This window comes from Pseudomonas sp. ZS1P83 (assembly GCF_054897825.1).
This window is the reverse complement of sequence record NZ_CM142706.1, coordinates 913,389-940,335: the sequence shown is the minus strand read 5'-3', so window position 1 is coordinate 940,335 and position 26,947 is coordinate 913,389. Positions and strand designations below refer to the sequence as shown.

The 26,947-nt window shown below is 58.6% G+C and carries 28 protein-coding genes; 10 read left to right on the top strand and 18 right to left on the bottom strand.

Annotation, left to right across the window (positions count from 1 at the left end; genetic code table 11):
- Nucleotides 1-52 precede the first annotated feature (52 nt).
- The 8 genes from ACYZT0_RS04555 to ACYZT0_RS04520 form a co-directional block, all read right to left on the bottom strand.
- Nucleotides 53-1,630: a flagellar hook-associated protein 3 gene (locus ACYZT0_RS04555; protein WP_462044811.1), complete on the bottom strand. Its 1,578-nt coding sequence runs from the start codon at nt 1,628-1,630 to the stop codon at nt 53-55.
- 13 nt (nt 1,631-1,643) lie between these two features.
- Complete coding sequence (flgK, locus tag ACYZT0_RS04550; protein WP_462044810.1) at nt 1,644-3,689, bottom strand: flagellar hook-associated protein FlgK; 2,046 nt, start codon at nt 3,687-3,689, stop codon at nt 1,644-1,646.
- Nucleotides 3,690-3,712: 23 nt separating this feature from the next.
- On the bottom strand, nt 3,713-5,011 hold the full coding sequence (gene flgJ, locus ACYZT0_RS04545) for a flagellar assembly peptidoglycan hydrolase FlgJ (RefSeq protein WP_462044809.1): 1,299 nt from the start codon (nt 5,009-5,011) through the stop codon (nt 3,713-3,715).
- An 11-nt stretch (nt 5,012-5,022) separates the two neighbouring features.
- Nucleotides 5,023-6,111 carry a flagellar basal body P-ring protein FlgI gene (locus tag ACYZT0_RS04540; protein WP_462046501.1) on the bottom strand — a complete coding sequence of 363 codons (1,089 nt, stop codon included), beginning with the start codon at nt 6,109-6,111 and terminating at the stop codon, nt 5,023-5,025.
- Between the two features lie 27 nt (nt 6,112-6,138).
- Nucleotides 6,139-6,834, bottom strand: a complete 696-nt coding sequence (flgH, locus tag ACYZT0_RS04535) for a flagellar basal body L-ring protein FlgH (RefSeq protein WP_462044808.1) — start codon at nt 6,832-6,834, stop codon at nt 6,139-6,141.
- Between the two features lie 52 nt (nt 6,835-6,886).
- Nucleotides 6,887-7,672 carry a flagellar basal-body rod protein FlgG gene (gene flgG, locus ACYZT0_RS04530; protein WP_462044807.1) on the bottom strand — a complete coding sequence of 262 codons (786 nt, stop codon included), beginning with the start codon at nt 7,670-7,672 and terminating at the stop codon, nt 6,887-6,889.
- Between the two features lie 45 nt (nt 7,673-7,717).
- The gene (locus ACYZT0_RS04525) at nt 7,718-8,458 is read right to left on the bottom strand and encodes a flagellar basal body rod protein FlgF (protein ID WP_462044806.1); all 741 of its coding nucleotides are present in this window, start codon (nt 8,456-8,458) and stop codon (nt 7,718-7,720) included.
- Nucleotides 8,459-8,719: 261 nt separating this feature from the next.
- Entirely contained in the window at nt 8,720-10,282 is a 1,563-nt protein-coding gene (locus ACYZT0_RS04520; RefSeq protein ID WP_462044805.1) for a sigma-54-dependent transcriptional regulator, read from the bottom strand.
- A 280-nt stretch (nt 10,283-10,562) separates the two neighbouring features.
- Here ACYZT0_RS04520 and phhA point away from each other — a divergent pair, with 280 nt between their 5' ends.
- From phhA to ACYZT0_RS04490, 6 genes are all read left to right on the top strand, one after another.
- Nucleotides 10,563-11,354, top strand: a complete 792-nt coding sequence (gene phhA / locus ACYZT0_RS04515) for a phenylalanine 4-monooxygenase (protein ID WP_462044804.1) — start codon at nt 10,563-10,565, stop codon at nt 11,352-11,354.
- A 106-nt stretch (nt 11,355-11,460) separates the two neighbouring features.
- Complete coding sequence (locus ACYZT0_RS04510; RefSeq protein WP_007975310.1) at nt 11,461-11,817, top strand: 4a-hydroxytetrahydrobiopterin dehydratase; 357 nt, start codon at nt 11,461-11,463, stop codon at nt 11,815-11,817.
- Nucleotides 11,817-13,010, top strand: coding sequence for an amino acid aminotransferase (locus ACYZT0_RS04505; protein ID WP_462044803.1), 1,194 nt, complete (start codon nt 11,817-11,819; stop codon nt 13,008-13,010). Before ACYZT0_RS04510 ends, ACYZT0_RS04505 begins: the two co-directional genes overlap by 1 nt.
- Before the next feature lie 281 nt (nt 13,011-13,291).
- Nucleotides 13,292-13,423 (top strand): hypothetical protein, encoded by a 132-nt coding sequence (locus ACYZT0_RS04500; protein ID WP_008156098.1) that lies wholly within the window; start codon nt 13,292-13,294, stop codon nt 13,421-13,423.
- Nucleotides 13,424-13,500: 77 nt separating this feature from the next.
- Nucleotides 13,501-13,698, top strand: coding sequence for a hypothetical protein (locus ACYZT0_RS04495; RefSeq protein ID WP_462044802.1), 198 nt, complete (start codon nt 13,501-13,503; stop codon nt 13,696-13,698).
- Between the two features lie 106 nt (nt 13,699-13,804).
- Nucleotides 13,805-15,004, top strand: a complete 1,200-nt coding sequence (locus ACYZT0_RS04490; RefSeq protein ID WP_462044801.1) for an MFS transporter — start codon at nt 13,805-13,807, stop codon at nt 15,002-15,004.
- On the opposite strand, the gene arfB is transcribed toward ACYZT0_RS04490, so the two are convergent.
- The 4 genes from arfB to ACYZT0_RS04470 all read right to left on the bottom strand — a co-directional run bounded on the left by arfB (nt 15,001) and on the right by ACYZT0_RS04470 (nt 18,651).
- A complete protein-coding gene (gene arfB, locus ACYZT0_RS04485; protein WP_008010994.1) occupies nt 15,001-15,414 on the bottom strand; it encodes an alternative ribosome rescue aminoacyl-tRNA hydrolase ArfB in 414 nt (137 codons plus the stop codon). The two genes, ACYZT0_RS04490 and arfB, sit on opposite strands and share 4 nt — an antisense overlap.
- A 490-nt stretch (nt 15,415-15,904) precedes the next feature.
- Complete coding sequence (locus ACYZT0_RS04480) at nt 15,905-16,519, bottom strand: DUF4225 domain-containing protein (protein ID WP_462044800.1); 615 nt, start codon at nt 16,517-16,519, stop codon at nt 15,905-15,907.
- The gene (locus ACYZT0_RS04475; RefSeq protein ID WP_462044799.1) at nt 16,512-16,967 is read right to left on the bottom strand and encodes an Hcp family type VI secretion system effector; all 456 of its coding nucleotides are present in this window, start codon (nt 16,965-16,967) and stop codon (nt 16,512-16,514) included. The genes ACYZT0_RS04480 and ACYZT0_RS04475 overlap by 8 nt, the downstream gene beginning before the upstream one ends.
- 271 nt (nt 16,968-17,238) lie before the next feature.
- Complete coding sequence (locus ACYZT0_RS04470) at nt 17,239-18,651, bottom strand: amino acid permease (RefSeq protein ID WP_462044798.1); 1,413 nt, start codon at nt 18,649-18,651, stop codon at nt 17,239-17,241.
- Between the two features lie 895 nt (nt 18,652-19,546).
- Between ACYZT0_RS04470 and ACYZT0_RS04465 the strand changes: the two genes are divergently transcribed.
- Both ACYZT0_RS04465 and ACYZT0_RS04460 read left to right on the top strand, forming a co-directional pair.
- The gene (locus ACYZT0_RS04465; RefSeq protein ID WP_462044797.1) at nt 19,547-19,684 is read left to right on the top strand and encodes a hypothetical protein; all 138 of its coding nucleotides are present in this window, start codon (nt 19,547-19,549) and stop codon (nt 19,682-19,684) included.
- A gap of 69 nt (nt 19,685-19,753) precedes the next feature.
- Nucleotides 19,754-20,719: a M29 family metallopeptidase gene (locus ACYZT0_RS04460; RefSeq protein ID WP_462044796.1), complete on the top strand. Its 966-nt coding sequence runs from the start codon at nt 19,754-19,756 to the stop codon at nt 20,717-20,719.
- A gap of 65 nt (nt 20,720-20,784) precedes the next feature.
- Here the strand turns inward: ACYZT0_RS04460 and rluB are convergent, their stop codons facing one another.
- The 6 genes from rluB to ACYZT0_RS04430 all read right to left on the bottom strand — a co-directional run bounded on the left by rluB (nt 20,785) and on the right by ACYZT0_RS04430 (nt 25,876).
- The gene (gene rluB, locus ACYZT0_RS04455; protein WP_462044795.1) at nt 20,785-22,056 is read right to left on the bottom strand and encodes a 23S rRNA pseudouridine(2605) synthase RluB; all 1,272 of its coding nucleotides are present in this window, start codon (nt 22,054-22,056) and stop codon (nt 20,785-20,787) included.
- Nucleotides 22,057-22,211: 155 nt separating this feature from the next.
- On the bottom strand, nt 22,212-22,403 hold the full coding sequence (locus ACYZT0_RS04450; protein ID WP_462044794.1) for a DUF1289 domain-containing protein: 192 nt from the start codon (nt 22,401-22,403) through the stop codon (nt 22,212-22,214).
- A gap of 146 nt (nt 22,404-22,549) precedes the next feature.
- Entirely contained in the window at nt 22,550-23,536 is a 987-nt protein-coding gene (gene scpB / locus ACYZT0_RS04445; protein ID WP_462044793.1) for an SMC-Scp complex subunit ScpB, read from the bottom strand.
- Nucleotides 23,537-23,547: 11 nt separating this feature from the next.
- A complete protein-coding gene (locus ACYZT0_RS04440) occupies nt 23,548-24,246 on the bottom strand; it encodes a segregation and condensation protein A (RefSeq protein WP_282380816.1) in 699 nt (232 codons plus the stop codon).
- A 123-nt stretch (nt 24,247-24,369) separates the two neighbouring features.
- Nucleotides 24,370-24,999 (bottom strand): L-threonylcarbamoyladenylate synthase, encoded by a 630-nt coding sequence (locus tag ACYZT0_RS04435; RefSeq protein ID WP_462044792.1) that lies wholly within the window; start codon nt 24,997-24,999, stop codon nt 24,370-24,372.
- A 13-nt stretch (nt 25,000-25,012) separates the two neighbouring features.
- Nucleotides 25,013-25,876: a PHP domain-containing protein gene (locus ACYZT0_RS04430; protein WP_462044791.1), complete on the bottom strand. Its 864-nt coding sequence runs from the start codon at nt 25,874-25,876 to the stop codon at nt 25,013-25,015.
- Nucleotides 25,877-25,963: 87 nt separating this feature from the next.
- Here ACYZT0_RS04430 and ACYZT0_RS04425 point away from each other — a divergent pair, with 87 nt between their 5' ends.
- Nucleotides 25,964-26,560: a septation protein A gene (locus ACYZT0_RS04425; protein WP_462044790.1), complete on the top strand. Its 597-nt coding sequence runs from the start codon at nt 25,964-25,966 to the stop codon at nt 26,558-26,560.
- A 1-nt stretch (nt 26,561) separates the two neighbouring features.
- Nucleotides 26,562-26,861 (top strand): YciI family protein, encoded by a 300-nt coding sequence (locus tag ACYZT0_RS04420; protein ID WP_008156126.1) that lies wholly within the window; start codon nt 26,562-26,564, stop codon nt 26,859-26,861.
- Nucleotides 26,862-26,947 lie beyond the last annotated feature (86 nt).

Sequence of the window (26,947 nt, the reverse complement as noted above, 5' to 3'; positions counted from 1 at the left end):
TAGGTATTGGAGAGCCAGCGGTCACCGGGCGCTTGCGCGCCCCCGACTGCCGTCAGATCTTGTTGAACAGGCCCAGCTGCGTGATCTTGCTGAACGCCAGTTGCGCGGCTTGCAGCATGGTTTGCTGCAGGGTCAGACGGGTCATGACTTCGGCAGGGTCGGAGTCACGAATCGCCCCCTGGGTGGCGGTGTTCGCCAGGTCCAGGCTCTGGTTAGTCGTGGATTGGTCATCCAGCGACTGACCACGGGCGCCGATCGAGGTGGTGGCCGAGCCCAACTGGTCGCTGGCGCTGTCCAGATTCGCGAGGCCCGAATCCATTGCCGCCAGGAATTGCTGCTTGGCAGTTGTATTGCCATCAATCGGCACGCTCATGGCAGTGACCATCTTGCCTAAGGTATCGAGCACGTTCTGGGTCTGGTGATTGTTGAACTGGATCGCAAACTGGTCGCCCGACGCCGGTGCGCCGCCGCCCAGAGCGAACGTCACGCCTGCAGCGGTGGCAGTGGAGGGAGGGCCAGCCACCACGGTGCTCGACGATACAGGACGGCTGCTGGCTGTCACTGGCGCCGCGTACAGATCAAACGCGGTGGCGCTAGTGAACTTGAGTATCGCCCCGCCCGTCGGGAACGCAGCGTTGTAGGCCACCGGGTTGGTCACGGTGGAACCCGTGATGACGGCAGTGGACGGGTTGCCGGCGCTGCGCGTGGCATTGAACGTGTCCGGCTTGGCCGACAACTGGAAGGTGTGACCGGCGATAACCGTGTCCGCCACATCGCCCGACTTGAGGTTGATGTTCAAGTTCAGGTCGACGCCACGGAAGCTGACCACTTGGTTGGCGCCGTTGCTGTTGCTGACCACACCGTTCTGGCTGGCCTCGGTCGTCACGTCATTGCCCAGCGCATCGGTGATCTTCAGCTGGGTACTGCTCAGGAAGCTAACGGTGTACGGCTGGCCGCTGGCGAACTTGGCGTCGTAAGTTGCACTGCTGCCCACCTGACCATTGGACAGGACCACTCGACCATCATCTACCGCCGGAGCGGTCATGGTGGCCTGGGTGCGGCTGGTATTGATGGTCTGCTGGAATGCGTCCCAGCCGGTGGTGTTGGTGGCCACTGTCAAACCATCGCCGATGCCCAGGTTGATGCTGGTCTGGTCACCGTTGTAAGTGTAGGTGCCGTCGGAATTTTGCGAGTATGGCGCGGTGTCGGTTTTCGAACCGGAGAACAGGTAGTTGCCCGCCGAGTCCTTGGAGTTCATCAGGCCCAGCACTTGTTGCTGGATCTGGCTCAATTCCGCCGAGTAGGCTTTACGGTCATCGTCGGTGGTAATGCCGTTCTTGGCACTGAGGGCGATTTCCTTGGCGCGCTGCAAGGCCGTACCAATGGAGCTCAGCGTGGTTTCCTGCAGGCTCAACGTACTTTTGGTCGTGCTGATATTGGTGCTGTACTGACTCAACATCGCGCTCTGCTGGCCGAGCTGCAGCAAACGCCCTGCACCGATCGGATCATCGGCGGCGGTGTTGATGCGCACCAGGCTGCTGGCTTCGTTGCTGGTCGCGATCGCCTTGTTGAAGTTGCGCTGGTAGTTGGCAGCGGTTATTTCGTAATACTGGGCGGTGGAAATGCGCATGAATTACGACTCCTTAAAGGCTGTTGATCAGCGTGCTGAAAATTTCCTGCGCAGCCTTGATGATCTGCGAAGAGGCGGTGTAGTACTGCTGGTACTTGACCAGGTTGCCGGTTTCTTCATCCAGGTCGACCCCGGAGTGCGAATCGCGGGCACCTTTGGCGTTGGCCAGGATCGCCGTGGTGGCTACGCTGTCGGACTTGCCCTGGGCCGCCTTGGTGCCGACGTTGGTCACCAGCTTGCCATAGGCGTCAGTCAGGCTGATGCCCTTGCTCGCGCTGCCGGTATCCACGGTCTGCCTGGTTTGCAGCGCCACCAGGGATTGAGCGTTGCGGTTGTCCGAGGACGCCGCACCGGTCAGGTTGATCGTGAAGCTTTCGCCGCTCGTCGGTGTGGCACCGACCGTGGTTTGCACGGTGAAGGTCTTCTGCACCGGCGGAACGACGCTGGTGTCCATGATCGCGGCACCCGTGGAATCGACCATGCCCACTTTCAGGTTCAGGGTGTTGCTCTGACCCGGAACAATCGTCCCGGTGCCCATCGAGGTGCCTTTGGCATCGACCAGGTTATAGCTCTGACTGCCGCCGCTCGCGGCACCGAACACCAGTTTGACGGGCGTCGAGTACTTGAGCGCAGTCTGCAATTCTGCCTGGGACGCCGGGTTGTAGATGTCCAGGGTGGTGGTCAGCGTCGGCTGGGTGTAAGTGCCGGTGTTTTTGGCACTGGTCACGCCAGTCAACGGTGCCGCCGCGGCAATTTTTTTCGGGTCGGTGAGAACGGCCTGGATGCTGCTCGCAGCGCCACGAGTCGGGGTCACCTTGAACGAGTCACCGGCGCTCAACCCGCCGCCGTTGAGCTTCAGGCTGAACCCGTCGATCACCGGAGCTGGCGTGGTCGCGGTGTTGAAGGACCCCATGTCGGTACCGTCAGAACGCTTGACGCTGTAGTCGGTCGCGCTGGTGAACGTCACCTGATAGTCGCTGGCGGTGAGCTTGCCGGTGTCATTGATAGTGACATCCAGGTTGCCGGAACCCGCGCTGTTGCCAGCCTGGCCAATGCTGCGCTGACTGATCAGGGTGGCACTGTTGATGTTGTTGAAAATCGCCGCGCCAAAGTCACCGTTCTTGTCGATGCCTTGCGCCTGCTGACTGTTGATCTGATCAGCCACCACCAGAGCCACACGCCCCAGCTCATTGAGCGAAGGGTCGAGCACTTCCTTGCGGTAGGTGAGCAGACCACCGATTTCGCCGCCGGTGACCACTTGAGTGATGTCAATGGTGCTGGAGCCACGGTTCATCTGCAGCGCCACGCGCGACGGATCATCCTTGCTTGGCACGGTTTCCAGGGTGTTGGTGGTGTTGCCGACCACCAAAGGCTGACCGCTGCCGACGTAGATGTCGTAGCTGTTGTCGCGCTCGACAACCTGCGCACCGACCAGCTCGGACAGTTGACGCACCGCTTCGTTGCGGCTGTCCAACAGGTCGTTCGGCTGACTGCTGCCGGTGGAGAGTTCGGAAATCTTCTGGTTGAGACTGGCAATCGAAGTGGCCAGCTTGTTCACCTGCGACGCCAAGTCCGACAGGCTGCCGTTGAGGTTGGTGTTCTGGTCGTTCAACTGCTTGGAAACGCTATTGAAGCGGGCGGCCAGAGCCTGGGCACCGCTCAACACGGCCTGGCGAGACGTATCGTCAGTCGCCGAAGTCGATACACCTTGCATCGAAGTGAAAAATTTCTGCAGCACACCGGTCAACCCGGTATTGGTGTCAGATAGCGTGGCGTCCAGCGGAGTGGTCTGAGCCTGATACGAGGCTGCTTCGCTGTTGAGCGAGGTCGCCGTGCGCAGTTGCGAATCGAGAAAGCCGTTGTACACCCGACGGACATCAGCCAGCGTTGTGCCGGTGCCAATGAACACATTGCCATACTGAATAGAGCTTTTGGTGCCCTGCACTGTTTGCTGACGTGAGTACCCGGCGGTGTCAACGTTGGCGATGTTGTTACCGGTGGTCACCAACGAGGATTGGCCCGCGGCCAGACCCGACATCCCGATATTGAGCAAACTCATGGTTCAGACCTTATGCCTTGTGCCTATAAAGGCGTAGTGGAAGCGCCCGCCGCAGCGTAGTTCTGGTAACTCGTCATCTGCTTGGCTATCTGCGAAATCTTGCTTGCGTAGTCCGGGTCGGTTGCGTAACCGGCCTTTTGCAACTCGCGTACAAACTGTTCTGGGTTATCGGCCGACTTCACAACATCTTGATAGCGATTGTTGGTTTGCAGCAGCGTCACAAGGTCATGGAAGCTGTCCTTGTAAGAGTCGTAGGAACGGAACTCAGCCGTCTCCTTGACCCTCTCGCCATTCCTGAATTCGCTGGTGATCGCTCGCGCCGAATTGCCCTTCCAATTGCTGCTGGCCTTGATGCCGAACAGGTTATGGCTGCTGCTGCCATCCTGAGCGCGCATGACCGATTTGCCCCAACCGGTTTCCAGGGCAGCCTGCGCCACCAGATAACGCGGATCGACACCAATGCGTTCGGCGGCTTCTTTGGCCATCGGCAGCATGGTGTTGACGAATTCGTCGGCGGAACTGAATGCTTTCTTCGCCGGTGCCAGCGGTATTTGAGCCATGGCACGACCATAAACCTGCAGGCGACCGCTGGATGTCGCATCCGTTTGCGAAGCCAGCCAATCACCGTTGTACAGGGGACCGGAACCGGTCTTGGTACTCTGCGGCATTTGGATTTGGTTCTGCGCCGCGGCGGCACTCGCGGCAGTGGTCGATGCCGACGGCACCAAACCGGCGAGCAAGCGGTCGGCCAGTTTCGGCGGCAGCGCCAGACGCCGCTGATTGATCAGCGCCATATCATTGTGATGAGCGCCCTCGCCCGCATTTGCCGGCGACTTCACCGAGCGCGAAGCCCACAACGGACGCTCGCCATTGAGGCGCGACAGCGGCCCGTTGGTGGCGACCGTTCCGGCGGCAATCGGCGTTTCCACGGCGGCTTTCGCGGCAGCTTGCTTGGCGGCTGACGCGGCAGCGGCCTCGCCCGGGGCCAACGGTTTGTTCTTCGACATCTGACGCATCAGCACGTCGGCCAGACCGATACCACCACCCTCACGGGACATGGAAACGGCCAACTGCTGGTCGTACATTTCCTGGTATTGCTTGGCTGCCGGCGTATTGAGCGGATTGTCCTGGCCCAGCGTTTCAGTGGCCGAGCGCATGGACTTGAGCATTTCGCCGAGGAACAGCGACTCGAACTCCTGCGCAACTTTGCGCATGTTCGCGTCACTGTCCTTGTCGCCGACCTTGAGCTGGTTCAGGCGATTGAGGTCCGAATAGGAACCCGAGTCGCTACTGCTGACCAGACCGCTCTTGTGCATATCCATGGTCGCCGTCCTCAGATCACGATCAGGTCGGCTTGCAATGCGCCAGCCTGCTTCAGTGCTTCGAGGATGGCCATCAAGTCACCCGGTGCCGCGCCGACCTGGTTCACCGCACGCACGATTTCGTCGAGGGTGGTGCCAGGGCCGAACTTGAACATCGGCTTGGCTTCCTGCTGGGCGTTGACCCGCGAGCGCGGCACGACCGCCGTCTGACCATTGGACAGAGGGCCGGGCTGGCTGACGATCGGGTCTTCGGTGATGGTCACGGTCAGGCTGCCGTGGGTCACGGCGGCCGGGGAAACCTTGACGTTCTGGCCGATCACAATGGTGCCGGTACGGGAGTTGATGATGACTTTCGCCACCGCCTGACCCGGGTCGACTTCAAGGTTCTCGATGATCGACAAGTAGTCGACGCGCTGGCTCGGATCGAGTGGCGCGCTGACACGAATCGAGCCGCCGTCGATGGCCTGGGCAACGCCAGGGCCGAGCATGTTATTGATCTTGTCGACGATGCGCTTGGCCGTGGTGAAGTCCGAACGATTGAGGTTCAGGGTCAGACTATTGCCCTGGTTGAAACCGCTCGGCACCGAACGCTCAACCGATGCACCGCCCGGGATTCGACCGGCCGACGGAACGTTGACGGTGATCTTCGAACCATCGCGACCTTCGGCATCAAAACCGCCGACCACCAGATTGCCCTGAGCGATCGCGTAGACGTTGCCGTCGATACCCTTGAGCGGCGTCAGCAGCAAGGTGCCGCCGCGCAGGCTCTTGGAGTTACCGATGGACGCTACGGTAATGTCGACCTGCTGACCTGGCTTGGCAAACGCCGGCAGATCGGCACTGATTGACACCGCCGCGACGTTCTTCAGTTGCACGTTGCCCGAACCTGCCGGCACCTTGATGCCGAACTGCGAGAGCATGTTGTTGAAGGTCTGCAGGGTGAACGGGGTCTGGGTCGTCTGGTCGCCAGTGCCGTTAAGCCCGACCACCAGGCCGTAGCCGATCAATTGGTTGGAACGCACGCCGGAAATACTGGCGATGTCCTTCAGCCGTTCCGCGTGTACGCCAAACGCCGAGGACATCAACAGGGCAGCCACCATGAGGCTTTTGAAATTCAACGTGGCCACCTAGAAAGGGAACAGCGGGCTGAGGAAGAAACGGTCGAACCAGCCTGGCTGACTCGCATCGGCAAACGAACCGGTGCCCGAATAGGTGATGCGTGCATCGGCGATACGTGTCGACGAAACGGTGTTGTCAGTCGAGATGTCATCGGCCCGAACCAGCCCGGCAATCCGCACCAGCTCGTCACCGGTATTGAGGGTCATCCACTTCTCGCCGCGCACGGCGATGATGCCGTTGGGCAACACGTCGGCGACGGTCACGGTGATCGAACCGGTCAGGCTGTTGCCCTGCCCGGCTTTACTGTCACCCTTGGTCGCACGGTCGCCGCTGTAGCCGGCATCCAGACTCAGATCACCACTGCCTAACGGGTTATTAGTGTTGGGCACCGTACCAAACAGCGAGGACAGGCCGATGCTGGCCTTGCTGGTCTTTCCAACCTGGGAATTGGCGTTTTTGCTGGCCTGGGTCTTCTCGTTCAGGGTGATAGTGATGATGTCACCGACCCGGAACGCCTTGCGGTCGCTGTACAGATTCTGTTCGAAGCCGGCCTGATAAATCGAACCGTTATTGGCGGCAGCCGGCAACGGCGTGCGCGGCAACACCGGAGCGTAGTAAGGGTCATTGGGCTTGGGCGTCGGACCGACGCAGCCCGCGAGCGCGGCGATCCCACTCAGTGCCAGAACAGATACATAGCGATTCATGACCCTACCTCACGGTGTTGCCGGCGACCTGATGGCCGCCTCATAGACTTGATTACAGATTCTGCGTTACGAACGAGAGCATCTGGTCGGCGGTCGAGATCACCTTGGAGTTCATCTCGTAAGCGCGCTGAGTGGTGATCATGTTGACCATCTCTTCAACGGTGCTGACGTTGGACGTTTCCAGGGTGTTCTGCAGCGTGGTGCCGAAACCGGCCAGGCCCGGGGTGCCGACTTGCGGCGCGCCGCTGGCAGCGGTTTCCAGAAACAGGTTGTTGCCCACCGCTTGCAGACCGGCCGGGTTGATGAAGTCGGCGGTTTGCAGGTTGCCGATCACTTGGGACGCCGGGTTGCCGGCAACGGTGATGGACACGGTGCCGTCGCGACCGACCGTAAAGGTCTGGGCATCGTTGGGGATGACAATGGCCGGTTCCAGGGCGAAGCCGCTGGCGTTCACGATCTGACCGTTGGAGTCCAGGTGGAACGTACCGTCACGGGTGTAGGACGTGGTGCCGTCCGGCTGCAGAATCTGGAAGAAACCGCGACCGTCGACAGCCAGGTCAAGCGGCTGTTCGGTGGTTTGCAGGCTGCCGGCGGTGAAGTTTTTCTGGGTGCCGACGATGCGCACACCGGTACCCAATTGCAGACCCGACGGCAGTTCACTGTCCTGAGTCGACTGGGCGCCTGGCTGGCGTTTGATCTGGTAGAGCAAGTCCTGGAACTCGGCACGGTCACGTTTGAAACCCGTGGTCGACACGTTGGCCAGGTTGTTGGAAATGGTCGTCAGGTTAGTGTCCTGGGCGGACAGACCTGTTTTGGCAACCCATAGAGCCGGAAGCATTCGATTCTCCTCGTGCGCCTGTTTTACGGCGCGACGTTCTGATAATTAGCTGATCTGCAAGACCCGAGCCATGGCCTGGTCATCGTCTTTGGCGGTGTTCATCATCTTGATGTGCAGCTCGAACTGCTTGGCCAGGGCCAGCACCGAGGTCATTTCTTCCACGGCATTGACGTTGCTCGACTCGAGAAAACCGGACACCAGCTTGACGTTGGCATCGGCTTGCGCCGGCTTGCCGTCCTTGGTGTGGATCGAACCGTCCAGGCCTTTGGTCATGTTCTTGAAGTCAGGGTTGACCAGTTTGATGCGGTCGACTTCCGCCATCACGCGAGGACCTTCGCCCATCGCACGAATGCTGATAGTGCCGTCCTCGCCCACTTCGATTTGCTGCTCGGGCGGCACGGCAATCGGCCCGCCATTGCCCATCACCGGCATACCGTTGCCGGCCCGCAACACGCCCAGGGCGTCAACGTTCAGGCTGCCGGTGCGTACGTAGCTTTCGCCGCCGTCAGGGTTCTGCACGGCGATCCATCCGCTGCCTTGCACGGCGACATCGAGGTCGCGACCGGTTTCCACCAGCGCGCCAGGGGAGAAGTCAGTGGCCGGACGCTCGGACAAGGCAAACGCACGCGCCGGAAAGCTGTCACCGAACACCGGCATCGAACGAGCCTGCTCCAGGTCTTTCTGGAAACCGTTGGTGGAGATGTTCGCCAGGTTGTTCGCATGAGCCTTCTGCGCCAGTGCATTCTGGCTGGCGCCGGTCATTGCCACATAAAGGTACTTGTCCACACTCTTTCCTCTGCATGCCGGACGTTTGCCGCCCACTGCTGTACTGCTGAGCGATAAGCAATTTGCAGACCAACTTTTTTCTGGCGGCGCGGGGCCCGGCAAACAAAGGACTTGAGGGGTTCGTAGGGGAAATGGAGATTGTGTCGAAGACGAAAAACCGGCGGTGTTATGCCGGTTAGTGGCAAGTGCTGGCCTTTGCAGCCAACAGATTTCCCTGTGGCGAGGGAGCTTGCTCCCTCGCCACAAAAGTCGCATTGCGCCTCAGGCACCGGGTTCTTTACCGACTTCATACTCACGCAACTTATTGGCGATGGTCGTATGCGAAACCCCAAGCCGCTTGCCCAGCTGCCGACTACTCGGATGCTCGGAGTACAAGCGCTCAAGCACCGCTTTCTCGAAGCGCCCGACAATCTCGTCCAACCCGCCCTCGAGCGAGAAATCGCCAAGTGGCTGACGCACGCCGTAATCCGGCAGGCGAATATGTTCGGCCTTGACGGTCCCGCCCTCGCACAACGAAACCGCCTGGAACAACACATTTTCCAATTGCCGGACATTGCCCGGCCAGTGGTAATGACTGAGCCGATCCATCGCCGCCGGCGCCAGTTTTGGCAGTGGGCAACCGATCTGCCTACTGGCCTGATCGAGGAAGTGCTCCACCAGCGGCGTCAAACCATCGAGGCATTCGCGCAGTGGCGGGATGTGCAGCGAAAGCACGTTCAAGCGGTGATACAAATCCTGGCGAAACTCACCGCGCGCGCACAACTCGGACAGGTCGACCTGCGTTGCGCAGATCACCCGCACATCCAGATAAACCTCTTCATCGCTGCCCACACGACGGAAGCAACCGTCCTGCAGGAATCGCAGCAATTTCACCTGCAAACGCGGGCTCATTTCCCCGACGCCATCGAGAAACAGCGTACCGCCCGCTGTCAGTTCCAGCAGCCCGAGCTTGCCTTCTGCCCTCGCCCCTGCGAAAGCGCCGGGGCCGTAGCCGAACAGCTCCGTCTCAGCCATGGATTCCGGAAGACCGGCGCAGTTGAGCGCCATCAAAGGTGACTGCCCCCGCGGACTCGCCAGGTGGCAGGCGCGCGCCAGCAACTCTTTACCGGTACCGGTTTCACCTTCTATCAGTAGCGGCGCATCCAACGGCGCCATGCGTCGGGCTTCGCGCACTACGGCGGCCATCACCTTGGAGCTTTGGAAAATGCTGTCGAAACCGCGCAGCTCCTGCTTGCGCACGTTATAGATGCGCTCACCGACCCGGTCGGCGCGGTGCAGCGTGAGTACCGCGCCGGCCATGGCTTCGCTGTCGTCATGCTCCGATTGCAGTGGTGCGATGTCGGCGAGAAACACATCACCCTTGACCTTCACCCGCAAGCCGTTGATCCGCGACTTGTTGGCGCGCACCAGTTCCGGCAAGTCGAAATCTTCGGCGTAACGCGACAGCGGAATCCCCGGCACCTCATCCACCCGCACCCCGAGCAACTGTGCCGCTGCGCGGTTGGCCGCGACGATCGAGCCGCCCATGTCGATCGACAGCACCGGAAACTCCAGGGCGCCGAGCAAGGCATTGAGCTCCATGTGCCGACGCTCGCTGGGCATCAGACCTACACGCTTGACGCCAAAAACCCCGGCAATCGATTCGAATTTCGGACGCAACGCCTGGAACTGAATGTTGATCAGGTTCGGGCAATGCAGGTAGATGGCATTGCCATGCTCACCGCCGACCTCGCCGCGTGCGACGTTGATCCCGTATTCCACCAGCAGGTTGAGAATGTCGCGCAGGATGCCGATGCGGTTCTGGCAGTGGACTTTGATACGCATATAAAGGCCCGAAACAGGAGTGATCGAGGGCCTGAGCCAAGAAATTTCTGCGCAGGCGCCAACTTAGTCGTCAAGATTATGTGACACCTGTGCGCTGTTTCAAACCCTGAAATCTCAATAGCTGCGCGACAAGCGTCCATCCGTAACGAATACTTTACGAAAATTGGCGAATTCTCCTACACGCGATGCTAATCACCTACTGCAACGCCGCACACCTTGGAGTATTTCTAAGCCCATAGCAGGACATAACAAGAACGAAATCCCCTAGCAGGAGAGCAGCATGAAGCAGACGCAATACGTGGCTCGCGAGCCCGATGCGCAAGGTTTTATCGACTACCCCGCCGAAGAACACGCGGTGTGGAACACGCTGATCACTCGCCAACTGAAAGTGATCGAAGGGCGTGCGTGCCAGGAATACCTGGACGGTATCGAAAAGCTTGGTCTGCCCCACGACCGCATTCCGCAACTCGGGGAGATCAACAAGGTCCTCGGTGAAACCACCGGGTGGCAGGTTGCCCGGGTACCTGCACTGATCCCCTTCCAGACCTTTTTCGAATTGCTCGCCAACAAGCAGTTCCCGGTGGCGACGTTTATTCGTACTCGCGAAGAGCTGGATTACCTGCAAGAGCCGGACATTTTCCACGAGATTTTTGGCCACTGTCCGCTGCTGACCAACCCTTGGTTCGCCGAATTTACCCACACCTACGGCAAACTTGGCCTACAGGCTTCCAAGGAAGAACGCGTGTACCTGGCGCGTCTGTACTGGATGACCATCGAGTTCGGTCTGGTCAACACGCCAGAAGGCCTGCGCATCTATGGCGGCGGCATTCTGTCTTCACCGAAAGAAACCGTTTACTGCTTGTCGGACGAACCTGAACATCAGGACTTCGATCCGCTGGAATGCATGCGCACGCCGTACCGCATCGACATCCTGCAACCGCTGTACTTTGCCCTGCCGAACCTTGAGCGCCTGTTCGACCTCGCCCACGAAGACATCATGGGTATGGTCAAGCAAGGCATGCAGTTGGGTCTGCACGCCCCGAAATTTGCGCCAAAACCAAAAGCCGCGTGAACCGCGACTTTTGCTGACAAGTGAGCCTGTCAGTTGCCGCCGCTTTGGTTTAGCGTGGCACGATTGACGACCGAATATAAAAAACACTCGATTCAGGAAATCCGCCATGTCCACTTTGAACCAAGCCCACTGCGAAGCCTGCCGCGCCGATGCGCCACAAGTCAGCGACGAAGAACTGCCGATCCTGATCAAGCAGATCCCTGACTGGAACATCGAAGTCCGCGACAGCATCATGCAGCTGGAAAAAGTTTTCCTGTTCAAGAACTTCAAACACGCGCTGGCGTTCACCAACGCCGTCGGTGAAATCTCCGAGGCCGAAGGTCATCACCCAGGCCTGCTCACCGAATGGGGCAAAGTCACAGTGACCTGGTGGAGCCACTCGATCAAAGGTCTGCATCGCAACGACTTCATCATGGCCGCGCGCACTGACGAAGTGGCCAAGGACGCCGAGGGCCGCAAATAATGCATTTCGACGCCATAGGTCGGGTACCCGGCGACCCGATTCTCGGCCTGATGGAGGCCTATGCGCAGGACCCCAACCCGCGCAAATTCGACCTCGGCGTGGGCGTCTATAAAGATGCCCAGGGCCTGACACCGATTCCCCAGTCCGTGAAGCTCGCCGAGCAACGTCTGGTGGATCGTCAGACCACCAAAACCTACATCGGTGGCCACGGCGAACCGGCGTTCGGCAAGGCCATCAACGAGCTAGTGCTCGGCGCCGACTCCGCCTTGATTGCTGAACAACGCGCCGGCGCTACGCAAACGCCTGGCGGCACCGGCGCGCTGCGCTTGAGTGCCGACTTCATCGCCCAGTGCCTTCCCGGTCGTGGCGTGTGGCTGAGCAACCCGACCTGGCCAATCCACGAAACCATCTTCGCGGCGGCCGGGGTCAAGGTCAGTCATTACCCGTACGTCGGCAGCGATAACCGCCTCGACGTCGAAGAGATGCTCGCGGTACTCAATGCAGCGCCGAAAGGCGATGTGGTGCTGCTGCACGCCTGCTGCCACAACCCGACCGGTTTCGATCTGTCCCATGACGACTGGCGCCGGGTGCTGGAGGTGGTGCGCAGTCGCGACTTGTTGCCGCTGATTGACTTCGCCTACCAAGGCTTCGGCGATGGGTTGGAACAGGATGCCTGGTCGACGCGGTTGTTCGCTGCCGCGTTGCCGGAAGTGCTGATCACCAGTTCCTGCTCGAAGAACTTTGGCCTGTACCGCGACCGCACGGGCGCGCTGATTGTCTGCGCGAAAACCGCGGACAAGCTGGTGGATATCCGCAGCCAACTGGCCAACATCGCCCGCAACCTGTGGTCGACACCGCCGGATCACGGCGCTGCTGTGGTGGCGACCATCCTCGGTGATCCGGAGCTGAAAAGCCTCTGGGCTGACGAAGTGGAAGCCATGCGTCTGCGTATCGCTCAACTGCGCAGCGGTTTGGTTGAAGCACTAGAACCTCATGGGTTGCGCGAGCGCTTTGCGCACATCGGCGTGCAGCGCGGGATGTTTTCCTACACCGGGTTGACCCCGGACCAGGTGAAACAACTGCGCGATCATCACAGTGTTTATATGGTCAACTCAGGCCGGGCCAACGTGGCCGGGATTGATGCAACGCGGCTGGATCTGCTGGCCGAAGCCATCGCCAAGGTTTGCAAATAACTCTGCCTTCAACTGATCGTTCCCACGCTCCGCATGGGAATGTCTCAATGGACGCTCCGCGTTCGTCTTTAAAGGGACGCAGAGCGTCCCGGGCTGTATTCCCACGCAGAGCGTGGGAACGATCATCTGCGTGACTGCTACAGACCTGCCTATACAACCCCATCCGTCGCAACAAATGGATATAAAAGTCTATTTGTCTTTTCTCCTGCTGTATCCTTCCCAGGCTTTTTTAAAAGCGCGGATCTACCAGATCTATCAACAGACTTTGCGAGGAGCGCGATATGCACGAGATCCCTAATCTCCCCTTCCCAAGCCTGCACGAAACTGAGCAGACGCCCACGCAACAAGCCGGTGCCCAACAGCCCGAGCCGAAAGAAGCCACTGAACGCCGCAAGGCCGACAGCGAAGACTGACTCACCTGCAATGCCAGACCGTGTGGAAAGCGCTAACATGCGCTTTCCACACCGCCTGAACCCTTGAGCCCCACACCATGACCGATGATTTCTCTCCTCCTTTTGATGAAGAGCTGCAGGCCAGCGTCCTGATCGGCACCACCGAGAAGATGATCGAGATCTGGAATCGCCTTTCCCCCGAGAAAAAAGCCGCCCTCCTGGCCCGTTTCGGCAGCGAAGAAAACGCCCTGGCCGCCCTGGTCACAACGCACCTGGTCGCTCCCGACAAACTCTGATTCATCCCCGCCCGGCAAATAGTTTTACTTTTTCCACGACCCGCAGCCGCTTGCGCCGCTATCATAAGCAGCCTATCTATCCTGCTTCCCCGTGGACCTTTTACCCATGTCTGAAAATCAGCGCCCCTTGGCGGTCACGCTGCAAGTCGTTTCCATCGTCCTGTTCACCTTCATCGGCTACCTCAATATCGGCATTCCCCTGGCCGTGTTGCCGGGCTACGTCCACAGCGAACTGGGCTTCGGCGCGGTGATTGCCGGTCTGGTGATCAGCGTGCAATACCTGGCCACTCTGCTCAGCCGTCCTTATGCCGGGAAAATCATCGATAACAAGGGCAGCAAACTCGCCGTGATGTACGGCCTCGCCGGCTGCGGTTTGAGCGGGGTGTTCATGCTGATTTCGGCCTGGACCCAGAGCCTGCCGATGCTCAGCCTGATCAGCCTGTTGATCGGCCGATTAGTGCTCGGCAGCGCGGAAAGTCTGGTGGGTTCGGGTTCGATCGGTTGGGGCATTGGCCGTGTCGGCGCGGCCAACACCGCCAAAGTCATCTCCTGGAACGGCATCGCCAGCTATGGAGCCATCGCCATCGGCGCCCCGCTGGGGGTGTGGCTGGTCGGTGAATTGGGTTTGTGGAGTATGGGCGTGAGCATCGTGCTGCTGGCCGTGCTGGGCCTGGCGCTGGCCTGGCCGAAAACTGCCGCACCGATTGTTGTCGGTGAACGCCTGCCATTCATGCATGTGCTGGGTCGGGTACTGCCCCACGGCTGCGGCCTGGCGTTGGGCTCCATCGGTTTTGGCACCATCGCCACCTTCATTACCCTGTATTACGCGACTCAGCATTGGTCGAACGCAGTGCTCTGTTTGAGCCTGTTCGGGGCCAGCTTCATCGGCGCACGCCTGCTGTTCGGCAACCTGATCAACCGCCTCGGCGGGTTTCGCGTGGCGATTGCCTGTCTGTCGGTGGAAACGCTTGGGTTGTTGCTGCTATGGCTGGCACCGGACGCTCATTGGGCACTGGCCGGTGCGGCGCTGAGTGGGTTCGGCTTCTCGCTGGTGTTTCCTGCGCTGGGTGTGGAAGCAGTCAACCTGGTGCCAGCCTCCAGTCGTGGCGCAGCGGTCGGAGCCTATTCGTTGTTCATCGACTTGTCGCTGGGGATCACCGGGCCGGTGGCCGGTGCGGTTGCGGCCGGTTTCGGCTTTGCCTCGATCTTCCTGTTCGCCGCCCTCGCCGCTTTAAGCGGGTTGATGCTTAGCGTTTATCTGTACCGGCAAGCGCCAAAGTATCGCAAAGAAAGAGACGCGCGTTAGAAATCGACCTTGCCACGCCCGGCCTTGATGCTGCCGCGCTTGGTCTTTGATTCCAGTCGACGCTTCTTCGAACCGAGGGTCGGTTTGGTCGGGCGACGTTTCTTTTCGACCTTGGTGGCACTGAGGATCAACTCGGTCAACCGTTCCAGCGCATCGGCACGGTTGGCTTCCTGCGTGCGGTATTGCTGGGCCTTGATGATCAAAACCCCTTCGCTGGTGATGCGACTGTCACGCAACGCCAGCAACCGCTCCTTGTAGAACTCGGGCAAGGACGAGGCCGGAATGTCGAAGCGCAGGTGCACCGCGCTGGAGACCTTGTTAACGTTCTGCCCCCCCGCGCCTTGGGCGCGAATAGCGGTCAATTCGATCTCGGCATCCGGTAGGTGCACGTTGTTGGAAATCACCAGCATGGAAAAGCGTCCGTATTCAGAACGCGCAGGATACCGCGAATGCCTGTTGGACAGCAGGTGATCGCGGCGGCCCCCCGGATCAACAGCCACAGTCAGGCTTATGCATGGCCACGCAATCTCGGAATGTAAAAGCGCAAACCAAAAAAAACGAGAGTCACGTACGTTACCAAATAAACAATGTTCAGATATTTCCCTTCTAGGGGTACTATTTCGGTTATGCACCAAACTATTACGCCAGTCGGCAAACCACAGCAGCCTAGAACCAGGCAAGTGACAGACAAATAGTATCGAATGCTCTCAAGCGCCATATACTTTCACGTCCTCTTGAATCGTACTCTCCGAGTGAAAAAGCCAACCACAGCAAGCTCTTAATTCTGTTGCGAAAATGTTGTTCAAATAACGGAGTAGCCACCGTTTCATCCACCCGCAGAGCTTTCTTTAAGCATTGCATCCACAGTCAAAAAATCAACCAAGGCTTCGAGAGCCAATGCTAACTTACCCGTTGCCGAAAAGCCTGCTCATAATTCATAGGATCACGCTTGAACAGTTCAAACGTGCCAGGTTTTTGTACTGACCTGAACACTCCATACCCAGATAAAAATAAATCCATAGAATAATAGGCGATATTGCCCCTGCGATTATTTTTCAATGTTGCTTGATAGATATATCTAACAGGTCCAATCGTAGCCGGTGCTTCTGGACCGTTATAAATATTCCCCACCCCCTCATAGATATTATTAGTGCCGTGCGCAATCAACAATGCTCCTGGTATCGCGCCAATTGCTGCGGGGGCTGCTGTTACCGCAACGCCGGTTCTAACCTGCATAACACCTGCCGCTACACCCATGCCATTTTGCAGGTAAAAACGCGCTTTTGACGACAACTCCCCGTACTCGCTAATGATCTCTTGAACCCCCTCCCACGCACTTATTAACCCTTCATCAACCGCTTTAACAATCTCATTGGCATAAGCTGAGATAATCGAACTGAACCGCAGCTGCGCGAATCCATCAGGAAGATGAGTCATACCAATGTGGCATCCCGTCGCAACGAGATCGGATGCGGCCTTAGTCACATCATGAATATCGCACGACGTTTCATTCATTCTCATTGCCCCAAGTACTATAGGCACTCGTTGCCCCTGGCACGTGTGCCCAGGCAATATCCCTATATCGAATGGACACGAGCTCTTGCGGCTCCGCATCGTTCATACGAATAGCATGGGGAACTTGCTGGCTGATATGCGCAATGCGCGCACCTGTAAGGTGTACTGAATAATATCGCTCCTGACCACCAGCCGAAGAGGTGCGGTAAAAATCTATCGTACATTCCACTTCTTCACACTCGTGCAGCGCACTTGCCAACAAAGGTGATGACTTATCGATCCCCTTGGTAATCATGATCGGCATGTGCTTGCTTCGCCCACCCGCCATACTGCCATCATTACCGGTCACCATATCGTGCGAGTAAGCCAGCACCATTATTTCGTCTTGATGAGCGACCTGACATTTATTGCCGATAGAACCAAGACCTGAGCAACCAGCAGAAATCAAACCTTGTCGTTCACCGGTATGCTCAGGAAGCTATGACTGGCCATATGTTCCACTCCTTGTATTCGGAGCGTCAGCCTATGACAAGAAGGTGCAAATCAGTTGTAGTCCGTTTCTGAATTTAGCGATCCTTTGTCTCAATTCTCAGGAATCGCGGCGACTATTTTGCAACAACTGATTACTGCGAGGCGATACCTCAGCGCAATCGAGAAGCTTCTATAACGCTCATAAAAAACCCGGCACATGGTCGGGTTTGTTGTGTTTGCGCGCTGAGCTATTTCACTGCAGCCTGCAACGCCTGTTGAGCGCTGCGCTTGTTCTTGATGCCATAGCAAATCCACATGAACGCGACCCATACCGGAATCGCATACACCGAGATCTGGATGCCCGGGATCAACAACATTACGCCCAGAATGAACACCACGAACGCCAGGCAGACGTAGTTCCCGTACGGGTACCACAGGGCCTTGAACAGTGGCGTTTGTTGGGTCTTGTTCATGTGCTGGCGGAACTTGAAGTGCGAGAAGCTGATCATCGCCCAGTTGATCACCAAGGTGGCCACGACCAGCGACATCAACAGTTCCAGCGCGTTTTGCGGGATCAGGTAGTTCAGCAACACCGCGATCAGCGTCACCGCCGCTGAAGCAAGGATTGAACGCACCGGCACGCCGCGCTTGTCGATCTTCGACAAGGCTTTCGGCGCATCGCCCTGCTCGGCCATGCCCAGCAGCATGCGGCTGTTGCAGTAGGTGCCGCTGTTGTACACCGACAGCGCCGCGGTCAGGACCACGAAGTTGAGGATGTGCGCGGCGGTGTTGCTACCGAGCATCGAGAACACTTGCACGAACGGGCTGCCGCTGTAGGAATCACCCGACGCGTTCAGGGTCGCCAACAGGCTGTCCCATGGCGTCAGCGACAGCAGGATGACCAACGCACCGATGTAGAAAATCAGGATCCGGTAGATCACTTGGTTAATGGCTTTCGGGATCACGGTTTTCGGCTTGTCGGCTTCCGCTGCGGTGAAACCGAGCATTTCCAGGCCGCCAAAGGAGAACATGATGATCGCCATGGCCATCACCAGACCGCTGACGCCATTCGGGAAGAAGCCGCCGTGGGCCCAGAGGTTGGTCACCGACGCTTGCGGGCCGCCGTTACCGCTGACCAGCAAATAGCTGCCCAGCGCAATCATGCCGACGATGGCCACGACCTTGATAATCGCAAACCAGAACTCGGCCTCACCGAAGACTTTGACGTTGGCCAGGTTGATCAGGTTAATCAGGACGAAAAATCCGGCTGCCGATACCCAGGTCGGGACGTCCGGCGCCCAATAGTGGATGTATTTGCCGACCGCGGTCAGCTCCGACATGCCCACCAGAATGTACAGAATCCAGCAGTTCCAGCCCGACAGGAAACCGGCGAAACCGCCCCAGTATTTATGGGCGAAGTGGCTGAAAGAACCGGCCACTGGCTCTTCGACGATCATTTCGCCGAGCTGGCGCATGATCATGAAAGCAATGAAGCCGCAGATGGCGTAGCCAAGGATCATCGACGGGCCGGCGGATTTCAGGACGCCGGCCGAGCCGAGGAACAGCCCGGTACCGATCGCGCCACCGAGGGCGATCAGTTGAATATGGCGATTTTTCAGGCCGCGTTTCAGCTCGCCTGAATGCGAGTTTTGTCCACTCATGAAAAGGGTCTCACGCAAGGTTTGATGATATTCGTTAGACGTTGCTGCTCAGTTGCGATTTCAAGCAGCGCCGATCAAACCCCAGCGCAGGCACCAGGAGTTCAGCGTTTTTACAACGGTCATGCGTCACCTGTTTGTTTTTATCTGTGACGAAATCGAACCCGACACGCTCGTGACGCGGCGGAGTGAACAAGGCGGATAGCCTTGAGGTTTGCGCAGAAGCGCAGGAGGTCACAGTTAAAACGCGGCGCATTGTACACCTGTAACCCCCTGCTGCCAGACACCGCTGGATCAGCGTGTCGTTTTCCGGGATTGCCTGTGTCCGCCTCGAGGGTCTCGGGCGGCTGCAAAAATTGAGTCAGACCTTTGCGGGTCATCGACGGGGACGGCGGAAAAATCGCCCCACGGGGAGTAGTGGAGATGAGTCACGGCGTTCATTGCGCCTCCTTCTTGTTATGCACCTGCACGACAGGCATGGGGCGCATCTCACCCTCCAACCGAGTCTGAAACAAGCCGGCCAGAGCCCTGGATCGGGGTCAAACGGCTCTGGGTCGGAAGGTTTTCCTTACATCCGTTCCATAATCGTCAAACCAAGGGTTATGAGGCTTGATTTCGTCAGCATTTCTTTACACGCCGTAACGTAAATTTTCCGAATCAGATCTGGATGTAGGCTGACTGCAAATTGACGGCAGGACCTTTCCTTAAGTAAGGGTCGAGTTAGTTTTTTGTTTTTTATTAGTAAATTACCTCTTAGAAAACAGAATAAAAAATTCAAATAAATCTTATTTGATTATTTTTTTGCATTTAAGAAACCTCTGAACTAGGTTTTAGCGACTTGCCGAGCCGCATCGATCGGCAGGTTGTTCCTACTCAAAAGTCATCAAGGAGATTCACCATGCAAGCACTGGACAAAGACTTGGAAACTGAACTGCAGCTGGACGCCTGGTTTGAAGCACCGACCCATGAAGCCGCCGTTGAAATGATGCAAGCCGACGCGGTTGTTCCGTTCGGCACGGCGATGTGGCCTCTGTAAGACATCCCGGCAGGCACGATTCGGCCGGTTGTGCCTGCCACTTTTTCTCGGTTTGTCAGGGAGGACTACATGAATAAGCAACGCGCCATCTCGCATTTCCTTTACTACCTCGAACACCACCCCGCCCTTGTCGGCATCAACCCGGCGAAGGTTTTGCTCGGCCATACGGCTGATTACGCGGCACTGATAGGCGCCATCGCCGAACAGGCCGGTGACAGCCCACGATTCAGTTTCAACGCAATACGACTGGATCTGGAACCTACGCAATTGCTGGCACAGGCGATTGCCGACAGCGATCTGTACATTTTCTTCTACGACTCTTCCACCCTGCCCAACCCACGCCCCGATGGCCCGGAATTTGTCCGCGCGCTGCAAAGCGTGATGGCTGAGAACTGGAAGAAGTCGCTACTGTTCAAGGATTACGGCGATTATTTCTACGATACGTTCAGTGTCACCCCGCAGCGCATCGCCGGGTTGAATAGCCACTTGATCCAGCGCATGTCTCACGCCACCACGTTAAGTTTCAAAGATGATCACGGTTCATGGTTCGAAACACCGTTGAGCAGCATCAAGAAGTGGACCGACATTAATGGTGTTGGCAACTTCGATCTGGCGCCCGGTGAAATTGCCACGCACAGCGAAGCCATTAACGGCCGGGTCAAGTTCATGGGGACTTTTCTCAGTACTATTCCATTTGCCCGCAAATACGGGGTGCTGGAGTCACCGCTGGAACTGTGGATCGAGAACTCGACCATCAGCAAAATCGCCACCGAGGTGCCCGGGCTGGAACATGACTTCAACAAGTATCTGGAAGCCAATCCATCCAATCGACGGATCGAGGAGTTGGGGATCGGCACCAACGAAGGCGTGAAGACGTTGTATGCACGCAATGCCGGATTCGAGGAACGTCATTGCGGGCTACATCTTGGGTTGGGCGGTGGCGCGAAGGGCAGTCATCATCTGGACTTGATCTTCTCCAGTGGGGTGTTGGCGCTGGATGATGAGCCGGTGTTTGATGGGCGGTTTGTGTTCTAAACGATCAGCCGGACCAAAAAAAACGCCAACCCTAAGGTTGGCGATTTTCATGGGGCGCTTACCGTTTACTCAGGCTTGCGACGACCGAAGCCCGGGCGCTGGCCCGAACCGGCTGGCGCACCACGGCGCTTGCCCGATGGCGCGTCCTTGTCGACCAGAACGATGCCTGGGCGTTTCTTCGGCGCTGGCTTGGCCGGGCGCTTGATATCAGAAGGACGGTCTGCCACTGGCGTACCGCGACCGGCTGGAGCACCGCGATCGCTACGACCGCCGCTTGGCGCACCGCGACCTTCGCCACGCTCAGTGCGACCGTTGGCCGGACGCGGAGTGCGTGGACCGCGCTCGCCATCTGCGCGTGGCGCGGCGGGTTTGCGGGCGGGGCGCTCGCCTTCGATTTGCGGTTCACGGGAGTCACGTGGTGTAGCAGCGGTCTGGTTACCGATGGCTGGACGCAACGAACGCACGCGCTCGGTCTTGCCCATTGGACGCGACGATTTACGCTGCATGCGATCGAGCTTGTCTTTGCTCTTGGCGTTCATTTGCGGCATGGCCACAGGCGTCAGGCCCACTTCAGCACTCAGAATGTCGACTTCGTACTGGCTCATTTCGCGCCAGCGACCCATCGGCAGGTCGGAGTTGAGGAACACCGGACCGAAACGCACGCGCTTCAGACGGCTGACCACCAGGCCCTGGGATTCCCACAGACGACGGACTTCGCGGTTGCGACCTTCCATCACCACGCAGTGGTACCAGTGGTTGAAACCTTCGCCGCCTGGGGCCTGCTTGATGTCGGTGAACTTGGCCGGGCCGTCTTCGAGGACGACGCCTGCCTTCAGACGCTCGATCATCTCGTCATCGACTTCGCCACGCACACGTACCGCGTATTCACGGTCCATTTCGTAGGAAGGGTGCATCAGGCGGTTGGCCAGCTCACCGTCAGTGGTGAACATCAGCAGACCGGTGGTGTTGATGTCCAGACGGCCGATGTTGATCCAGCGACCTTCTTTTGGGCGCGGCATCTTGTCGAACACGGTCGGACGGCCTTCCGGGTCAAGGCGGGTGCAGATTTCACCGTCGGGTTTGTTGTACATGATCACGCGGCGTACCGACTCGGCGGCTTCTTCGCGCTTGATCACCTTGCCATCAATGGTGATGGCGTCATGCAGGTCGACACGCAGGCCAAGGGTGGCGTCTTTGCCATTGACCTTGATGCGGCCGTGGCTGATCCAGGCTTCTACGTCACGGCGCGAGCCGACGCCGATACGGGCGAGGACTTTCTGCAGTTTCTCGCCTGCTGGGCCGATTTCCTGGTCGTCTTTCTGGTCTTTGATACTCATCTGGGCACCTCCCGGTGTGGTCTGTTCAGGCAGCCCTGAATTGAGCGTCCTGAAGCGATGTAAAACTGGTACTTGGCAAAGGGATCGCCGAAGGGTCGCGAATCATACGCTCATGGGAGCATTCGCGCATCAGAGACTAGCTGATCAATGGAGACTTACTTGGTTTTCCGCCGACCGGTGGTACCCAGTTTGATCAGCCTGAGCGACGCTTCGGCGAGGACGGTGCGCTTGTCGACCTTGTCGAGTTTCTTCCACGCCTTGATCTCACGCTTGCTGCGGCCGCAGCCGAGGCAGATGTCGTCGGAGAATTTGCAGACACTGATGCACGGGTCTTTGGTTGAGCTCATCAAATACTCCAGGCAACACCAATAACCTGTGGGAGCGGGCTTGCTCGCGAGGAGGGTGTGTCAGTCGACATCATCATTGACTGACACGACGCATTCGCGAGCAAGCTCCGCTCCCACAGGGATCTCCATGGCTCATAGAATAGGGATCAATCGTCGAATTCGCGGCGTTCGGCCTCGATTGCTTCGGCGAGGGCCCGGGCTTCGGCTTCTTCGTCGCTCAATTCGGGCTCGGGCTTTTGCTGCTCTAGAGCGGCGACAGCGGCCAGGAGTTTCTCCCGAGCCTCGGCCACACCGAGTGCATCGTCTTCAAGTTCTTCTTCCTGTTCTTCTTCGACTGTGGCTTCGGGCTCGACGTGAAGTTCAACTTCGATTTCAGGCTCCGGTGTCTCTAGAACCTCTTCGGTCTCGGTCACCTCGCCATCGCGCAACAGATCGTCGAAATCGGTCTTGAGCCCCTCCTCCATGGTGTCCAGTTCCAGCAACAGGGTGTGGAAACTGGTTTCTTCCTTCGGCTCTTCCGGTTCGGCACTGGCGTCGGCCAACGCTTGCAGACCGGCAGGCACCGGCGCGTCGTCGAAATCGAGCACCGGATCAGGTTCAAGCTCTCGCAATTCGGCCAGCGGTGGCAAATCGTCGAGGTTTTTCAGGTTGAAGTGATCGAGAAAGGCCTTGGTGGTGGCGAACATCGCCGGCTTACCCGGCACGTCGCGGTAACCGACGATGCGGATCCACTCGCGCTCCAGCAAGGTTTTGACGATGTGACTGTTAACCGCCACGCCCCGCACATCTTCGATCTCGCCCCGGGTAATCGGCTGACGATAGGCGATCAGGGCTATGGTTTCGAGCATTGCGCGCGAATAACGCTGCGGGCGTTCTTCCCACAATCGTCCTACCCACGGCGAGAATTTTTCGCGGATCTGCAAGCGATACCCGGAGGCCACTTCCTTCAGCTCGAAGGCGCGGCCGTCGCAGGACTTGGCGAGAATCGTCAGGGCTTTCTTGAAGACTGGCGGCTCAGGCCGCTCGCCCTCTTCGAAGAGTTCGAACAGGCGTTCAAGCGATTGCGGTTTTCCCGAGGCCAACAGAAAGGCTTCAAGCAGTGGCGCCAGCTCGCGGGGTTCAGTCAGGTTCATGATTCAACTCGTTATTCGGCTCGGGCCCGGACATGGATCGCCGCGAACGGCTCATTCTGCACCAACTCGACCAAGGATTCCTTGACCAGTTCGAGAATCGCCATAAAGGTCACCACCACCCCAAGACGCCCTTCTTCAGCGGTGAACAGCTCGACAAACGGCACGAAACCACCGCCCTTGAGCCGCTCCAGCACATCGCTCATGCGTTCGCGTGTGGACAGCGCCTCGCGGCTGACCTGGTGGCTTTCGAACATGTCACCACGGCGCAGGACCTCGGCCATGGACAGCAGCAGTTCTGACAGACGCACGTCCGGCAACAACTTGCGCGCCAGGGCTTGCGGGGCATCGAGCTTGGGCACCACGACGTCGCGACCGACACGACTCAGGCCATCGATGCCTTCAGCGGCAGCCTTGAAGCGCTCGTATTCCTGCAAGCGGCGGATCAGTTCGGCGCGAGGGTCGTCTTCTTCGGCCTCGATCGTTTCAGCGCGCGGCAGCAGCATCCGCGATTTGATCTCGGCCAGCATCGCGGCCATGACCAAGTACTCGGCGGCCAACTCCAGGCGCACCGACTGCATCAACTCGACATAGCCCATGTATTGCCGAGTGATTTCCGCCACCGGGATGTCGAGAATGTTGATGTTCTGTTTGCGGATCAGGTACAGCAGCAGGTCGAGGGGGCCTTCGAACGCTTCAAGGAAGACTTCCAATGCGTCCGGCGGAATGTACAAATCCAGCGGCATTTCCATGACCGCCTGGCCATAGACCATGGCGAAGGGTAGCTCTTGCTGGGCTCCGGCCTGACTGTCGACAACGGGTTCTACTGCAGACATCTACGCCTCGGCCATGAACGGCGTAGGGTCGCCGCAACCGACACGGATCACTTCTGGCTCGCCGTCGGCGAGGTTGATCACGGTGGACGCCTTGATCCCGCCGAAACCGCCGTCGATGATCAGGTCGACCTGATGTTCGAGCAATTGACGCATTTCGTAAGGATCGGTCATCGGATCGGTTTCGCCGGGCATGATCAGGGTCACGCTCATCAGCGGTTCGCCGAGTTCCTCCAGCAGCGCCAAGGCAATCGGATGGCTCGGCACGCGCAGGCCGATGGTGCGTTTTTTCGGGTGCAACAACAGCCGCGGGACTTCGCGGGTGGCGTTGAGAATGAAGGTGTAAGGCCCCGGCAGGTGCGCTTTCAGGAGGCGGAAGGTGCCTGTGTCGATCTTGGCAAACAGCCCCAATTGCGACAGGTCGCTGCAAATCAGCGCGAAGTTGTGCTTTTCGTCCAGCTGTCTCAACCGGCGCACGCGCTCCACGGCATTCTTGTCGCCGATCTGGCAACCAATGGCGTAGGACGAGTCTGTGGGATAAATCACCACCCCGCCGTTGCGGATGATCTCAACAGCTTGTTTTATCAGGCGCGCTTGCGGGTTTTCCGGATGAATCTGGAAAAATTGACTCACATTCTCTACCTGTTCAGACGGCGGCAATAATTGGGTCATGTTTGAATCGACACCACAGTGGTGGCAGATCCTCCGGGAGCGAGCGGTATTCGCCGATCTCGGACCAGCCTCCAGGGCCATGAAAGTCACTGCCGGCGCTGACCAGCAGACCGAACTCGCGGGCTAGAATCGCCAGGCTGCCCACTTGCTCGGCGGGCTGATGGCCATTGACCACTTCGATAGCGTGGCCCCCTGCTTGAATATAGTCGGCAATCAGGCGGCGGCGTTTGCTGCGAGTGAAATCGTAGTGCCACGGATGCGCCAGGCTGACCCAGGCTTTCGCGGCGCGCAGGGTTTCGACGGTGTCTTCCAGGGTTGGCCAGTGTTGCTTGACGTCCCCCAGTTTGCCGGCGCCCAGCCATTTGCGGAACGCTTCGGCGCGATCCTTGACGAAACCTTCACGCACCATCCAGTCGGCGAAATGCGGGCGGGCCGGCGCGTTGCCGCTGTCGCCCAGTTCCTGCTGGATGGCCCGGGCACCTTCGAGCGCTCCCGGCATGCCTTTCAACGCCAACTTACGGCTTATTTCTTCGGACCGTAGCCAGCGGCCATCGTGCAATTTGGCGATGGCCTCGACCAACGGTGCGGCGTTGACGTCGAAACCATAACCCAACACGTGAATGGTCGCGCCGCCCCAGGTGCAGGACAATTCGACGCCGTTGACCAGTTGCATCCCCAGCGCAGTCGCCGCGCTGCGGGCCTCGTCGAGGCCCTCGAGGGTGTCGTGATCGGTCAAGGCCAGGACTCGCACGCCTTTCTCGAACGCTCGCGCAACCAGAACCGCAGGCGCCAGGGCGCCATCGGAGGCCGTGCTATGGCAGTGCAAATCAACATTCACGGGGATGTGTTACCTCAAATCAGCTGGCGCTATCGCGCGCCCATATGTTTGTTATTATGCCGCCACATCCTGCTTCTGGCTGCCACTGTGAAACAATTCATCGATTTCATCCCGCTCCTGCTGTTTTTCATTGTGTTCAAAATCGATCCACGGGTCGTCGACATTGCCGGCCACGAGATAACTGTAGGCGGTATTTACAGCGCCACCGCGATGCTGATCATCAGCTCCCTGGTGGTGTACGGCACGCTGTTCATCAAGCAGCGCAAGCTGGAGAAGAGCCAGTGGCTGACCCTCATCGCCTGCCTGGTCTTCGGCAGCCTGACCCTGGCGTTCCACAGCGAAACCTTCCTGAAATGGAAAGCCCCGGTAGTCAACTGGCTGTTTGCCCTGGCGTTCATCGGCAGCCACTTCATCGGTGATCAACTGCTGATCAAGCGCATCATGGGCCACGCGCTGACCCTGCCAGACCCGATCTGGACTCGCCTGAACATCGCCTGGATCGGGTTTTTCCTGTTTTGCGGTGCCGCCAACCTGTTCGTCGCGTTCACGTTCCAGAACTACTGGGTCGACTTCAAGGTCTTCGGCAGCCTGGGCATGACGCTGCTGTTCCTGGTCGCGCAGGGCATCTACCTGTCCCGCCACCTGCACGACGCCGATACCACAACGCCAAAAACCGAGGACTGACATGCTTTACGCAATCATTGCCACAGACGTCGCCAACTCCCTGGAAGCCCGCCTGGCCGCACGGCCTGCACACCTTGAGCGCCTGCAAGTGCTCAAAGGCGAAGGTCGCATCGTTCTGGCCGGCCCACACCCGGCGGTCGACAGCAATGATCCGGGTGCTGCGGGTTTCACCGGCAGCCTGATCGTCGCCGAATTCGATTCCCTGAGCGCCGCCCAGGCCTGGGCCGATGCTGATCCGTACATCGCCGCCGGTGTCTACGCTAACGTTTCCGTCAAGCCGTTCAAGCAAGTCCTGCCATAACTTCCTCCTGCACGATGAACCTTGTCGGTTCATCGTGCTCTCAATCGCTCATTATTCTCGTTTGCCTGCCGACAACTTGCCCAATA

What these genes read in the sequence shown, in the direction of transcription:
- ACYZT0_RS04555 (WP_462044811.1), bottom strand. Translation starts at nt 1,630, where the DNA reads ATGCGCATTTCCACCGCCCAGTATTACGAAATAACCGCTGCCAACTAC.
- flgK (WP_462044810.1), bottom strand. Translation starts at nt 3,689, where the DNA reads ATGAGTTTGCTCAATATCGGGATGTCGGGTCTGGCCGCGGGCCAATCC.
- flgJ (WP_462044809.1), bottom strand. Translation starts at nt 5,011, where the DNA reads ATGGATATGCACAAGAGCGGTCTGGTCAGCAGTAGCGACTCGGGTTCC.
- ACYZT0_RS04540 (WP_462046501.1), bottom strand. Translation starts at nt 6,111, where the DNA reads ATGGTGGCTGCCCTGTTGATGTCCTCGGCGTTTGGCGTACACGCGGAA.
- flgH (WP_462044808.1), bottom strand. Translation starts at nt 6,834, where the DNA reads ATGAATCGCTATGTATCTGTTCTGGCACTGAGTGGGATCGCCGCGCTC.
- flgG (WP_462044807.1), bottom strand. Translation starts at nt 7,672, where the DNA reads ATGCTTCCGGCTCTATGGGTTGCCAAAACAGGTCTGTCCGCCCAGGAC.
- ACYZT0_RS04520 (WP_462044805.1), bottom strand. Translation starts at nt 10,282, where the DNA reads ATGCGTATCAAAGTCCACTGCCAGAACCGCATCGGCATCCTGCGCGAC.
- phhA (WP_462044804.1), top strand. Translation starts at nt 10,563, where the DNA reads ATGAAGCAGACGCAATACGTGGCTCGCGAGCCCGATGCGCAAGGTTTT.
- ACYZT0_RS04510 (WP_007975310.1), top strand. Translation starts at nt 11,461, where the DNA reads ATGTCCACTTTGAACCAAGCCCACTGCGAAGCCTGCCGCGCCGATGCG.
- ACYZT0_RS04505 (WP_462044803.1), top strand. Translation starts at nt 11,817, where the DNA reads ATGCATTTCGACGCCATAGGTCGGGTACCCGGCGACCCGATTCTCGGC.
- ACYZT0_RS04500 (WP_008156098.1), top strand. Translation starts at nt 13,292, where the DNA reads ATGCACGAGATCCCTAATCTCCCCTTCCCAAGCCTGCACGAAACTGAG.
- ACYZT0_RS04495 (WP_462044802.1), top strand. Translation starts at nt 13,501, where the DNA reads ATGACCGATGATTTCTCTCCTCCTTTTGATGAAGAGCTGCAGGCCAGC.
- ACYZT0_RS04490 (WP_462044801.1), top strand. Translation starts at nt 13,805, where the DNA reads ATGTCTGAAAATCAGCGCCCCTTGGCGGTCACGCTGCAAGTCGTTTCC.
- arfB (WP_008010994.1), bottom strand. Translation starts at nt 15,414, where the DNA reads ATGCTGGTGATTTCCAACAACGTGCACCTACCGGATGCCGAGATCGAA.
- ACYZT0_RS04480 (WP_462044800.1), bottom strand. Translation starts at nt 16,519, where the DNA reads ATGAATGAAACGTCGTGCGATATTCATGATGTGACTAAGGCCGCATCC.
- ACYZT0_RS04470 (WP_462044798.1), bottom strand. Translation starts at nt 18,651, where the DNA reads ATGAGTGGACAAAACTCGCATTCAGGCGAGCTGAAACGCGGCCTGAAA.
- ACYZT0_RS04465 (WP_462044797.1), top strand. Translation starts at nt 19,547, where the DNA reads ATGCAAGCACTGGACAAAGACTTGGAAACTGAACTGCAGCTGGACGCC.
- ACYZT0_RS04460 (WP_462044796.1), top strand. Translation starts at nt 19,754, where the DNA reads ATGAATAAGCAACGCGCCATCTCGCATTTCCTTTACTACCTCGAACAC.
- rluB (WP_462044795.1), bottom strand. Translation starts at nt 22,056, where the DNA reads ATGAGTATCAAAGACCAGAAAGACGACCAGGAAATCGGCCCAGCAGGC.
- ACYZT0_RS04450 (WP_462044794.1), bottom strand. Translation starts at nt 22,403, where the DNA reads ATGAGCTCAACCAAAGACCCGTGCATCAGTGTCTGCAAATTCTCCGAC.
- scpB (WP_462044793.1), bottom strand. Translation starts at nt 23,536, where the DNA reads ATGAACCTGACTGAACCCCGCGAGCTGGCGCCACTGCTTGAAGCCTTT.
- ACYZT0_RS04420 (WP_008156126.1), top strand. Translation starts at nt 26,562, where the DNA reads ATGCTTTACGCAATCATTGCCACAGACGTCGCCAACTCCCTGGAAGCC.